An 11,626-nucleotide genomic window follows, 5' to 3' on the forward strand; every position below is an offset into this window, starting at 1 on the left:
CCCGCTGTGGAACTACTGTGGATCGGATCCGCACGACCGGGATCCGCCTTCGTTGTGCGTGTCCGACAACCTTCCGGGCAGGATGTACAGCATGGACATCCGCTTCACCGAGTCCCGCCCGTCGACCATCGGCGTGGAGTGGGAGCTCCCCCTGGTCGACCGCGCGACCGGCGACCTCACGCCCCGCGCCCCCGCCGTGATAGCGGCCGTCCACGAGCGGCTCGGTGACCGCGAGCGCGTCACCGAGGAGCTCCTGACGAACACCGTCGAGGTCGTCTCGAGCGTGCACTCGCGGGTGCGGGACGCCACGAGCGAGCTGTCCGGCATCATCGGCGAGGTCATCGACGCCGCCGAGCCGCTCGACGCCCAGGTGATGTGCTCCGGCACCCACCCGTTCGCCGTGTGGGACCAGCAGGAGATCACCCCGGACAGCGAGCACTACACGACGCTCATCGACCGCACGCGCTGGTGGGGGCGGCAGATGCTCATCTGGGGCGTCCACGTGCACGTCGGCATCGACGACCGCGACAAGGCGCTGCCCATCCTCGGCGCGATGCTCGCCTACGTGCCGCACCTGCAGGCGTTCACCGCGTCGAGCCCGTTCTGGGCCGGCATCGACACCGGGTACGCGTCGAACCGTGCGCTCATGTTCCAGCAGCTCCCGACCGGCGGCCTGCCCCCGCAGCTCGGCGCCTGGGCGAACTTCGAGGAGGTCGTCGACGACCTCACCCGCACCGGCGTCATCGACGGCGTGAAGGACCTGCGGTGGGACGTCCGGCCGTCACCGGGCTGGGGCACGCTCGAGAACCGCGTGTCCGACGGCATCTCCACCCTGCACGAGGTCGGCGCGGTGACGGCGCTCGTGCAGTGCCTCGTCACGTCGATGTCCGACCGGCTCGACGCCGGCGAGACCCTGCCGACCATGCAGCCCTGGTTCATCCGCGAGAACAAGTGGCGTGCCGCCCGGTACGGCATGGAGGCCGAGATCATCACGAACACCGCCGGCGACGAGCGGCTCGTCACCGACGAGGTGCACGACCTCGTGCAGCTGCTCGACCCGGTGGCCGAGCGACTCGGCTGCCAGGAGGAGCTCCACCACCTCGACACGATGATCGAGCGCGGCGCGTCCTACCAGCGGCAGCTCGCGGTCGCGCAGGAGCACGGCGGCGACCTGCGCGAGGTCGTCCGCCACCTCGTGACGGAGTTCCGCGACTCGCTCTAGCCCGCACGCGGTGCTGTTCCGCGCGTGGTGGGCTGTTCCGCGCGCGGTGCTGATCCGTGCGTGGTGGGCTGTTCCGCGCGTGGGAGGCAGTTTCGCGCGTAGGAGGCCGTTTCTTCCGCCCTCCTACGCGCGAATCCGCTTCCTACTACGCGCGCGATGGGACGGAACGCGCGCCGTGCACGCGCGCGTGGACGCACGCACAGACGGACGGGAGGCCCGGTGCCAGCTGGCACCGGGCCTCCCGTCCGTCAGGTGGTCGCGACTAGCGACCCAGGAACTTCTGCAGGCTGGCGAGCTCTTCCTCGGTCGGCGCCTTGCCGCCCTTGGCGGCGCCGCCGAGCCCGAGGCCCGATCCCTGCGGGGCCTGCTGCGGCGCGGCCGCGGCACCGGCGGCGAGGGCCGCACGCTTCGCCGGGTTGCCGACCTTGGACTTCTTCTTGCCGCCCTGCTGCTGCTTCTTGCCGCCGTGCATGCCCGGGATCGGGCCCATGCCCGGCATCTGCGGCACGCCACCACGGGCGACGGTCTTCATCATCTTCGCGGCCTGCTCGAACCGGTTCACGAGTGCGTTGACCTCGGTCACGGTGGACCCGGCACCCTTCGCGATGCGCAGTCGGCGAGACCCGTTCAGCAGCTTCGGGAGCTCGCGCTCCTGGGGGGTCATCGACTGGATGATGGCCTCCGTGCGGACGATCTCGCGCTCGTCGAAGTTGTCGAGCGCCTCGCGCATGCCCTTGGCGCCCGGGAGCATGCCGAGCATGCCCTTGATCGAGCCGGCCTTGCGCAGCTGCTGCATCTGGCCGAGGAAGTCGTTCAGCGTGAACGAGTCGGTCGCGATCTTCTCGGCGACCTTGCGGGCCTCGTCCTCGTCGAAGGCCGACTGGGCCTGCTCGATGAGCGACATGATGTCGCCGAGGTCGAGGATGCGGCTGGCCATGCGGTCCGGGTGGAACGGCTCGAAGTCGTCGAGCCCCTCGCCGGTGGAGGCGAACATGATCGGGCGACCGGTGACGCTGGCGACCGAGAGCGCGGCACCACCGCGGGCGTCGCCGTCGAGCTTCGACAGGACGACGCCGGTGAAGTCGACGCCGTCCTGGAAGGCACGGGCGGTGACGACGGCGTCCTGACCGATCATCGCGTCGATGACGAACAGGACCTCGTCGGGGTCGACGGCCTTGCGGATGTTCGCGGCCTGCTTCATCAGCTCGGCGTCGACGCCGAGACGACCGGCGGTGTCCACGATGACCGTGTCGTACTGCTGGTCGACGGCGGCCTTGATCGCGTTCTTGGCGACCTTGACCGGGTCGCCGACGCCGTTGCCGGGCTCCGGCGCGAAGACGTGGACGCCGGCCTGCTCACCGACGACCTGCAGCTGCTGCACGGCGTTCGGACGCTGGAGGTCCGCCGCGACGAGCATCGGCGTGTGGCCGTCCTTCTTGAGCCACTTGCCGAGCTTGCCGGCGAGGGTGGTCTTACCGGCACCCTGCAGACCCGCGAGCATGATGACCGTCGGCGGCTTCTTCGCGAACTCGAGCCGACGCTGCTGGCCGCCGAGGATGCCGACGAGTTCCTCGTTGACGATCTGGACGACCTGCTGCGCCGGGTTGAGCGCGCGGTTGACCTCGTCGGAGAGGGCACGCTCGCGCACCGCTGCGGTGAACGCCTTGACGACCTCGAGCGCGACGTCGGCGTCGAGGAGCGCCCGCCGGATCTCGCGGACGGTGCCGTCGACGTCGGACGGAGTCAGCCGACCCTTGCTCCGCAGGTTGCGGAAGGTCTCGGTCAGCCGATCGGAGAGTGAACCGAATTGCGCCATGATCCGTCGATTCTACCGGGTCGCCCTCCCGCTCGGGTGCCGCCGCCCTCGGTATCGTCTCGACATGCGTGCCGTACCAGCAGGACTCGACCCCGCCGTGGTCGCCGAGATCGACGACCGACTCGCCCGGCTGCAGACCGACCTCGGGGTCACGATCCCGTGGGCGGTCGAGAGCGGCTCGCGCGCGTGGGGGTTCCCGTCGCCGGACAGCGACTACGACTGCCGCTTCCTGTACGTGCGTCGACCCGACGACTACCTGTCGCTGTGGCCCCGCCGCGACGTCATCGAGACACCGGTCGACGAGGTGTTCGACGTGAACGGGTGGGACCTGGCGAAGACGGTCCGGCTCGCCGTGAACGGGAACGCCACGGTCGGTGAGTGGCTCCGCTCCCCGATCGTCTACACGGGCGACGAGGCGTTCCGCGACCGGTTGCTCGCGTTCGTCGCGAGCGTCGCGGACCGGGGTCGCATCGGCCGCCACCACCTGCACGTCGCGGACCGCCAGGCGGAGCGCGGAGTCACCCTGAAGCGGTTCTTCTACATCCTCCGGACCGCGGCCTCGCTGCGGTGGCTCCGTGACCACCCCGAGAGTGCGACCCCGCCGATGGACCTGCCGACGCTCCTCGCCGAGTCGTCCGCGCCCGAGGCGGTCCGGGAGGCCGCCGCGGAGCTCATCGTCGTGAAGGCCCGGACGCGTGAGCTGGGGCACGGTGAGCCGCCCGCGGTCCTGGCCCTGTTCGTGGCCGACGAGCTCGAGCGGGCGCGCTCCTTCGACGACCTGCCGCCGGAGAACAGGTCGGCCGAGGCCCGCGAGCGCGCGGACGCCTACTTCCTCGGCGAAGTGGAGCGGTTGCGCTGAGGCCGTCGGGCCCACGGCGGCGGCTCCGATCGGGGAGACCGCCCGGCGTGTGACCCCCTGTTGCGTCGTGTTTCGGCCCGTTGCGCACCTCGTTGCCCGGTCGTCACCGGGCCTCGTACGGTCACGCCATGACCGAGTCAGCAGAGGTGACAGCCCGCCCACGTGGCGCGCTCGTGTTCCGCACCGTCCGACCGGACGACCCGGCTGCGGCACCGATGCTCGCGGACCTCGAACGCGAGTACGACACCCGGTACGGCGACCACTCCGGCGAGCCGGCCTCGGTGGAGCTCGCGCGCTACCCGGTCGAGGACTTCGTCGCACCCCGTGGTGCGTTCGTGCTCCTCCACGAGGACGACCGGCTCGTGGCCGGCGGCGCGTTCAAGCCGTACGACGACGACACCGTCGAGTTGAAGCGCATCTGGACTGCTCGCGACGCCCGCGGGCGCGGGCTCGCCGGACTCGTGGTCGCGGAGCTCGAGGACGAGGCGCGCCGCCGGGGCTTCCGCCGCGTGTACCTGACCACGGGGCCTCGACAGCCGGAGGCGGTGTCGCTCTACCTGCGCGCCGGGTACTCCCCCCGCTACGACGTGACGCGGTCGCCGGAGGAGATCGGCATCCACCCGTTCACGAAGACCATCGCGGGGGACGCGACGGAGCCGCACCGCGCCTCCGGCGCGACGACCGGGACCGCGCCGACCACCACCATCGACGCTGCCGGCCGCGCCGCGCTGGACCGGCCGGTCCTCCCGCTGCGCCACCCCGTGCGGTGGCTCGCCGCTGCGGTGGTGCTCGTCCTCCTGCTCGACTTCGTCGAGACCCTCTTCACCAACGCCGCGTGGGGCTGGTCCACCGTCGGCAAGTGGCTGTTCAGCCCGGCGATCCTGACCGGCCTGCAGCTGACGCTCGTCGCGACCGCGCTCAGCGCCGTGATCAGCTTCGCGGGCGGTGTGCTGGTCGCCGTCGGCCGGCTGTCGCGGAACCCGGTGCTGTCCGGGCTGGCCTGGGGCTACGTCTGGTTGTTCCGGTCCGTGCCGCTCATCCTGGTGCTCGTCTTCCTCTACAACCTCGGGTCGCTCTACCCGAGGATCGGGATCGGGATCCCGTTCGGGCCACAGCTCGAGGTGCCCACCACGAACGTGCTGAGCGACCTGGCCATCGGTGTCGCGGCGCTGAGCCTCACCGAGATCGCCTACGCGTCGGAGATCGTCCGCGCCGGGGTGCTCGCCGTCGACCACGGGCAGCACGAGGCCGCCCAGGCGCTCGGCCTGCCCCGCCGCCGGCAGTTCGTCCGGGTGATCCTGCCCCAGGCGCTGCGCTCGATCGTCCCGGCGTTCGTCAACCAGGTGGTCGGGTTGCTCAAGGCGTCGTCGCTGCTGTTCTACGTGTCGCTGCTCGACCTGTTCGGTGTCGTGCAGAACCTGTCGAGCACCTACCCCACGGACATCATCCCGCTGCTCGTGGTCGCGACGATCTGGTACCTCGCGCTGACCAGCGCGGTGTCGGTCGTGCAGTACCACGTCGAGCGCTGGACGGCTCGCGGGTCCGTGCGGACGCTGCCACCCACGCTGTTCGGACGGGTCCGGGCCGCGGTCCGTCGTCGGTCCGGACGCGGTCCGGGCCGACAGGCAGCCGCAGCCGCCCCCTCCGGCAACGCTCCCACCATCGACGACGGGGCCGTCCGATGAGCGCCGACATCGCGATCCACGGAGCCGTGAAGGCGTTCGGCGACCAGCGCGTCATCGACGGCGTCGACCTGACGTTCCCGGCGGGCAGCGTCACCGTGGTCCTCGGGCCGTCCGGGTCCGGCAAGTCCACCCTGCTGCGGGCGATCAACCACCTCGAACCGCTCGACCGCGGGGTGGTCACGATCGGGGGTGAACCGATCGGCGTGCGGCTGCGGACCGGCCGGGACGGGACGCCGCGGTTCAAGGAGCTGCCCGAACGGCTGATCCTGCGGCAGCGTTCCCGGATCGGGTTCGTGTTCCAGCACTTCAACCTGTTCCCCCACCTCACCGCGCTCGAGAACGTCGCCGAGGGGCTGCTCGCGGCCGGGGTCGACCGCGCCACCGCCACCGCGCGGGCCCGTGACCTGCTCGGTCGGGTCGGCCTCGCGGAGCGGACGGACGCCCGTCCGCGACAGCTCTCCGGCGGCCAGCAGCAGCGCGTCGCCATCGCCAGGGCCCTGGCGCTCGAACCTGCGGTCGTCCTGCTCGACGAGCCGACCTCGGCGCTCGACCCGGAACTCGTCGGCGAGGTCCTCGACGTCATCGCGTCGCTCGCCGAGTCCGGCACGACGCTCGTCATCGTCACGCACGAGGTCGCCTTCGCGCGCGACGTCGCCGACCACGTGGTGTTCCTCGACCACGGCCGGGTCGTCGAGCAGGGACCACCGTCCCAGGTCGTCGACGCCCCCCGGCACCCACGGACCCGGGACTTCCTCGCACGCGTCCGCTGACCGCCCAGTCCGCCCTCACGAACCCAGGAGCACCATGCCCACCACCACCAGCACCACCACCCGCTGGCGCCACCGTGCCGGAGCCCTCGTCCTCGCGACCGGCGTCGTCGTCGCCCTGGCCGGGTGCTCGGCGGGCGGGTCCGCCGGCGACGGGGACCCCGGCTCGTCGGACGGTTCCGTCACCATCGGCGCGGCCTCGAACGGCGCCGGGACCGAGACGACCGTCACGGTGACCGAGGACGAGGCGCTGCACGACTCGCTGCCCGCCGCGGTCAAGGAGTCGGGCGAGCTGGTGATCGGCGTCGGCGCGCTCCCCGCCGGGTTCCCGCCGCTGGCGTTCACCGGCGACGACCAGAAGACGCTGACCGGGTCCGAGCCGGACCTCGGGCGTCTGGTCGCCGCGAAGCTCGGCCTGCAGCCGAAGGTCGAGAACGCGACGTGGGACAACATGTTCGTCGGCATCGACGGCGGCAAGTACGACGCCGCCTTCTCGAACATCACGGTGACCGAGCAGCGCAAGGAGAAGTACGACTTCGCCTCCTACCGCCGCGACGAACTCGCCCTGCAGGTCCTCCGGGGCTCGGACCTGACGTTCGAAGGCGACCCGTCCGTGCTGGCCGGCAAGACGATCGCCGTGAGCTCCGGGACGAACCAGGAGAAGATCCTCCTCGAGTGGAAGTCGCAGCTCCAGGCCGCCGGCGAGGACGTCACCGTCAAGTACTACCCGGACGGCAACGCCGTGGAGCTGGCGCTCGATTCCGGCAAGATCGACGGCTACTTCGGCCCGAACCCGACGATCGCGTACCAGAACACGCAGAGCGCGGGGAGTGCGCACCCGTCGGACACGGCCGGCACGTACTCGGGCGCCGGGTCGACGCTGCAGGGCCTGATCGCGGCGACGACGAAGAAGGGCAGCGGGCTCGCGGAGCCGATCCGGGGCGCGATCGACGAGCTCATCGAGGACGGCACGTACGCGAAGTGGCTGCAGGCGTACAACCTGTCGAACGAGGCCGTCGAGCAGTCCGAGGTCAACCCCGAGGGGTTGCCGCTCGACAACAGCTGACGGCGGTCGCCGGTCGGGACGGGAGGCGCGGTGCCAGCTGGCACCGCGCCTCCCGTCGTCCGTCCTCCGTCGTGTCACACACTGCTCGCGACCGGCCTGTCGGACGCCGCGGCCCGCCGGACCCACTCCGCCGCGAGCAGCTCGTGGGAGCGCACGCGCGCCGCGTGGTCGTGCGTGATCGTCGTGACGAGGAGCTCGTCGGCGCCGGTGACGCGGCCGAGGACCTCGAGCCGATCGGCGACGTGTGCCGGGTCACCGACGAACCGAGCGGCGAGCCGGTCCCGTACCGCGGCCGCCGCGTCGCCGACCAGGGGTGTGGCCCTGGCCTCGTCCGGCGTCGGGTACGGGATCGCACCGGTACCCGACCGGATCGACCACACCCACTGGCCGTAGCCGAGGGCCAGTTCGTCGGCCTCGTCGGGGTCCCGTCCGACGACGACGTCCGCCGAGACGATCACGTGCGGTGCCCGCAGGACCCCTGGTCGGAACGCCGCCCGGTACGCCTCGACCGAGGCGAGGACGGTGCCGGGCGACGAGTGGTAGTTGGCGCCGTACGGCAGGCCGAGCGCGCCGGCGATCCGGGCGCTCTCGCCACCGGTCGAGCCGTGGATCCACAGCTCGACGTCGACCCCGGTGGCGGGCGGGGCCTCGACGACGACACCGTCGCGCGTGTGGGTGCCCGCGAACAGCTGCCGGATCAGGGTGAGCTCGTCCTCGAACCGTTCCACGTCGCCGGGGACGCGACCGAGCAGTTCGCCCTGCAGCGCGAACCGGCTGCCCGGGGCGATGCGGAACTCGAAGGGGGCCGGGAGCAGCAGCCCGTCGACCTCCTCGTCCGCGCGCGGAGCCAGTGCCGGCGGCCTCGGGGTCCCCGCCGCCGGCGCTCCCGAACGCCCGAGTCCGAGGTCGAAGCGCGAACCGTACAGGCCGGTGAGGGTGCCGAAGGTCTCGGCGATCTGCAGGCCGCGGACGTTGCCGACGAGGGTCGCGGCGCTGCCGACCCGGATGGTGCTCGTCGCCGCGGCGACCGCACCGAGGACGACGAGTGGTGCGCTGCCGGCGACGCCCGGGTTGAGGTGGTGCTCGGCGAGCCAGTACCGCGCGTACCCGGCACGCTCGCTCGCCCGGGCGAGCGCGATCGTGTTGTGCAGGGCTGCGCCGGGCGTCGAACCGGACGACACCGGCACGAGGTCGAGCACGGACAGCGGGACGGCCGCTCGACCGGTCGCCGATGGGGTCGTCGGGGTCATGCGAGCGCCCCTCGCCGGTCGCGCACGTGCCCGGGCAGGCCGAGGGTGCTGCGGAGGGTCGCGCCGTCGTCGTACGCGGTGCGGTAGACACCGCGCTCCTGCAGCAGGGGGACGACCCGGTCGACGAACTCGTCGAGTCCGTGCGGGTTGGTGTGCGGCACGACGACGAAGCCGTCCGTGGCGCGCTCCTGCACGTACCGGTCGATCTCGGCGGCGATGTGCGACGGGGTCCCGACGAAGCCGCCGCGGGTCGACACCCGGATCACGAGGTCGCGGATCGACAGGCGTTCCGCCTCCGCCAGTTCACGCCAGGTCCGCACCGTGGCGCGCGGGTCCTGGGCGAGCCGGACACGACCGCGCGTGATCGCGTCGGCGTCGACGTCCGGCTCGACCTCGGGCAACGGCCCGTCGACGTCGTACCCGGACAGGTCGCGGTTCCAGACCTGCTCGAGGAACGCGATCGCGGTCGCGGGGCTCACCTGTGCGCGGCGGATCGCGCGGGAGCGGTCCTCGGCGTCGGCCGTGGTGTCGCCGAGGACGAAGGTCGCACCGGGCAGGACCAGCAGTTCGTCACGCGTCCGGCCGACGCGTTCGAGGCGCTGCGCGACGTCCGCCGAGAAGGCCTTCGCGTCGTCGAACTCGGTGTGCAGCGAGAAGACGACCTCCGCCTGACGGGCGGCGAGGTCGCGTCCCTCGTCGGAGTCGCCGGCCTGCACGACCACGGGGTGCCGCTGCGGGCTCCGCGGGACGGGGAAGGTGCCGGTGACGTCGAACTGCGGCCCGTGGTGGTCGACGTCACGGATCCGCGACCGATCGGCGAAGCGGCCCGAGGCGGCGTCCGCGACGACCGCGTCCGGCTCCCACGAGTCCCACAGCTCCCGTGCGAGCGAGACGAACTCGTCGGCGCGCGTGTACCGGTCGGCGTGGTCGAGGAAGCCACCGCGTCGGAAGTTCGCGCCGTGGAACGCGTCCGAGCTCGTCACGACGTTCCAGCCGGCACGCCCGTCGGAGAGGTGGTCGAGCGTCGCGAGCTGCTTCGCGAGCTCGACCGGCTCGTTGAACGTCGTCTGCAGCGTGCCGACGAGGCCGATGTGCTCGGTGACCCCGGCCAGGGCGGCGAGGATCGCGAGGGTGTTCGGGCGGCCGACGACGTCGAGGTCGTGGATGCGGCCCTTCTGCTCGCGGAGCCGGAGCCCCTCGGCGAGGAACAGGAAGTCGAAGAAGCCGCGCTCGGCGTTCCTCGCGAAGTGCTCGAACGACGAGAACGCGATCTGGCTCTCGGCTCGCTCGTCGCTCCACACGGTGGTGTTGTTGACCCCCGGGAAGTGTGCGGCGAGGTGGACCTGGCGCTTCGTGCTCATGCTGGGACCCCCTGGGCAGCGGTGGTGCGGGCGTACCGGCTGACGGCCGGGGCGATGCCGAGCCGCGTGCGCAGGTCGGCGGTGGGGCGGGACGCGACGTCGGCGCGCAGGCCCGCGGTGACCAGCGCTGGCACGAGCTGCCGGGCGATCGCCGTCGAGTCGACCGGGATGCGCAGCGGTCGGAGCCGGACACCGGCGTAGCCGAGGCCGCCCAGGTCGCCGATCCGTGCGACGAGGTCCGCGACGGTCGTCGCGAGCACCGTCGTGTCGGAGCCGGAGCCGACGGCGTAGGGCGCGCCGGCGGCGCGGTCGAGCGCGGCGAGGTCGTCCTCGGCCTCGGCGGTCGAGGACCCGATGAGCACCGCGAGGTCGGCGAGGACCGGACGTGTCACGTCCGACCCGGCCTCCTGCTCGAGGTGACGGACCTCGTCGAGCAGGTCCCGCGCTCGCCGGCCGGCGAGGCCCGGGGTGACCAGGACGACGTCCGCGCTGTCCACCGCGAAGGACGCTGCGTCCGCGCGGTGTGCCAGCGAGAACACCGGCGGCCGCCCCTGCGGCGACCGCGGCACGATCGACGCACCGTGCACCGCCACGTGCTCCCCGACGAACGCCGCGCCGTGGATCCGGTCGCGGTCGATGAACCGGCCCGTGGCCACGTCGCGGATGATCGCGTCGTCGTCCCAGCTGTCCCAGAGGCGGGAGACGACCTCGGCGACCTCCCGGGCCTCGTCGAAGAGCGGCGCGGTCGCCGCCGGGTCCGCCGTGCCGGTCCACGCCGGCAGCTCCCGGCGCCCGAACAGCGCCGCTTCCCGCGGCGTGGGGCTCACCTGGATCCGCCAGCCGGCACGTCCGAGCGAGACGTGGTCGAGGGTCTGGAGGCCCGTGGCGACGTGGAACGGCTCGGTGTGCGTCACCGAGACGGTCGGCACCAGGCCGACGGCCCGGGTCGCGGGCGCGACCGCGTTCGCGACGAGCAGGGCGTCGAGCCGCCCGACGACGGTCCGGGTGTCGAGGTCACCGTCGGCGGCCACCGGGCCGGCCGTGAAGGCGTCCTCGATGGTGACGGCGTCGACGCCGAGCCGGTCCTGCTCGACGACGACGTCACGCCAGTGGCGGAGGCTGCTGAGCCGCCGGGCGGCCGGCCCGGCGACACGCCAGGCGGCAGGGTGCCACCCGGCACCCTGCAGGGCGGTGACCAGGACCGGGCGCGCGGTCACGGACGGGCCTCGGGGTGGTCGTGCTCCGGCACGGCCGGCGCGGCGTCCGCGCCGAACTTGAAGCCCAGTCGACCGTGGGCGAACCCGCCGCCGGCGCGGATCGCCGTGGCGACCCACGCCGCCTCGGCGAGCTCCGCCTCGGAGGCCCCCGCGGTCACCGCGCGCTGGCTGTGCGCGTCGATGCAGTAGACGCACTGCGTGGTGATGCCCACGGCCAGGGCGATGAGCTCCCGGTACCGCAGCGGGATCGCCCGGCCCTCCGCCTGGAACACCGCCGAGTCGAACTGCAGGAACGCCTGCAGGATGTCCGGGGTCTGCTGCTTGTAGACCTTCGTGAAGGTCGCGTCCTGCTCGCGGTCGAGGTAGTCGGTCATGGGTTGACG

Annotated in this window: 10 protein-coding genes; 5 read left to right on the top strand and 5 right to left on the bottom strand. The window is 72.4% G+C overall.

All coding sequences use genetic code 11. The features are described 5' to 3' along the window. Positions 1-82 precede the first annotated feature (82 nt). On the top strand, positions 83-1,222 hold the full coding sequence (locus BIU94_RS02345) for a glutamate--cysteine ligase (RefSeq protein WP_217639468.1): 1,140 nt from the start codon (positions 83-85) through the stop codon (positions 1,220-1,222). A gap of 262 nt (positions 1,223-1,484) precedes the next feature. Here the strand turns inward: BIU94_RS02345 and ffh are convergent, their stop codons facing one another. Then, positions 1,485-3,038, bottom strand: coding sequence for a signal recognition particle protein (gene ffh, locus BIU94_RS02350; RefSeq protein WP_071253817.1), 1,554 nt, complete (start codon positions 3,036-3,038; stop codon positions 1,485-1,487). 64 nt (positions 3,039-3,102) lie between these two features. On the opposite strand from ffh, the gene BIU94_RS02355 reads away from it, so the two are divergent. The 4 genes from BIU94_RS02355 to BIU94_RS02370 all read left to right on the top strand — a co-directional run bounded on the left by BIU94_RS02355 (position 3,103) and on the right by BIU94_RS02370 (position 7,415). Next, positions 3,103-3,897 carry a nucleotidyltransferase domain-containing protein gene (locus tag BIU94_RS02355; RefSeq protein ID WP_071253819.1) on the top strand — a complete coding sequence of 265 codons (795 nt, stop codon included), beginning with the start codon at positions 3,103-3,105 and terminating at the stop codon, positions 3,895-3,897. A 128-nt stretch (positions 3,898-4,025) separates the two neighbouring features. Further along, on the top strand, positions 4,026-5,582 hold the full coding sequence (locus tag BIU94_RS17965; protein ID WP_083404533.1) for a GNAT family N-acetyltransferase: 1,557 nt from the start codon (positions 4,026-4,028) through the stop codon (positions 5,580-5,582). Continuing rightward, positions 5,579-6,352, top strand: coding sequence for an amino acid ABC transporter ATP-binding protein (locus BIU94_RS02365; protein ID WP_071253822.1), 774 nt, complete (start codon positions 5,579-5,581; stop codon positions 6,350-6,352). The genes BIU94_RS17965 and BIU94_RS02365 overlap by 4 nt, the downstream gene beginning before the upstream one ends. Before the next feature lie 34 nt (positions 6,353-6,386). After that, a complete protein-coding gene (locus BIU94_RS02370) occupies positions 6,387-7,415 on the top strand; it encodes a transporter substrate-binding domain-containing protein (RefSeq protein WP_071253823.1) in 1,029 nt (342 codons plus the stop codon). A 74-nt stretch (positions 7,416-7,489) separates the two neighbouring features. Here the strand turns inward: BIU94_RS02370 and BIU94_RS02375 are convergent, their stop codons facing one another. Genes BIU94_RS02375 through BIU94_RS02390 form a run of 4 tightly spaced genes read right to left on the bottom strand, consistent with a single transcriptional unit; the run spans position 7,490 to position 11,617 of the window. Next, positions 7,490-8,665 carry an LLM class flavin-dependent oxidoreductase gene (locus BIU94_RS02375; protein ID WP_071253825.1) on the bottom strand — a complete coding sequence of 392 codons (1,176 nt, stop codon included), beginning with the start codon at positions 8,663-8,665 and terminating at the stop codon, positions 7,490-7,492. Next, the gene (locus tag BIU94_RS02380) at positions 8,662-10,026 is read right to left on the bottom strand and encodes an NtaA/DmoA family FMN-dependent monooxygenase (protein ID WP_071253827.1); all 1,365 of its coding nucleotides are present in this window, start codon (positions 10,024-10,026) and stop codon (positions 8,662-8,664) included. Before BIU94_RS02380 ends, BIU94_RS02375 begins: the two co-directional genes overlap by 4 nt. Beyond that, the gene (locus BIU94_RS02385) at positions 10,023-11,243 is read right to left on the bottom strand and encodes an LLM class flavin-dependent oxidoreductase (protein ID WP_071253829.1); all 1,221 of its coding nucleotides are present in this window, start codon (positions 11,241-11,243) and stop codon (positions 10,023-10,025) included. Before BIU94_RS02385 ends, BIU94_RS02380 begins: the two co-directional genes overlap by 4 nt. Further along, on the bottom strand, positions 11,240-11,617 hold the full coding sequence (locus BIU94_RS02390; RefSeq protein WP_071253831.1) for a carboxymuconolactone decarboxylase family protein: 378 nt from the start codon (positions 11,615-11,617) through the stop codon (positions 11,240-11,242). Before BIU94_RS02390 ends, BIU94_RS02385 begins: the two co-directional genes overlap by 4 nt. Positions 11,618-11,626 lie beyond the last annotated feature (9 nt).

The sequence above is a fragment of the Curtobacterium sp. MMLR14_006 genome, from assembly GCF_001864985.1.
Lineage (GTDB): Bacteria > Actinomycetota > Actinomycetes > Actinomycetales > Microbacteriaceae > Curtobacterium.

Bases quoted from the DNA above. Each gene is read 5' to 3' on its own strand.
- BIU94_RS02345 (WP_217639468.1), top strand. From the start codon at position 83: ATGTACAGCATGGACATCCGCTTCACCGAGTCCCGCCCGTCGACCATC.
- ffh (WP_071253817.1), bottom strand. From the start codon at position 3,038: ATGGCGCAATTCGGTTCACTCTCCGATCGGCTGACCGAGACCTTCCGC.
- BIU94_RS02355 (WP_071253819.1), top strand. From the start codon at position 3,103: ATGCGTGCCGTACCAGCAGGACTCGACCCCGCCGTGGTCGCCGAGATC.
- BIU94_RS17965 (WP_083404533.1), top strand. From the start codon at position 4,026: ATGACCGAGTCAGCAGAGGTGACAGCCCGCCCACGTGGCGCGCTCGTG.
- BIU94_RS02365 (WP_071253822.1), top strand. From the start codon at position 5,579: ATGAGCGCCGACATCGCGATCCACGGAGCCGTGAAGGCGTTCGGCGAC.
- BIU94_RS02370 (WP_071253823.1), top strand. From the start codon at position 6,387: ATGCCCACCACCACCAGCACCACCACCCGCTGGCGCCACCGTGCCGGA.
- BIU94_RS02375 (WP_071253825.1), bottom strand. From the start codon at position 8,665: ATGACCCCGACGACCCCATCGGCGACCGGTCGAGCGGCCGTCCCGCTG.
- BIU94_RS02380 (WP_071253827.1), bottom strand. From the start codon at position 10,026: ATGAGCACGAAGCGCCAGGTCCACCTCGCCGCACACTTCCCGGGGGTC.
- BIU94_RS02390 (WP_071253831.1), bottom strand. From the start codon at position 11,617: ATGACCGACTACCTCGACCGCGAGCAGGACGCGACCTTCACGAAGGTC.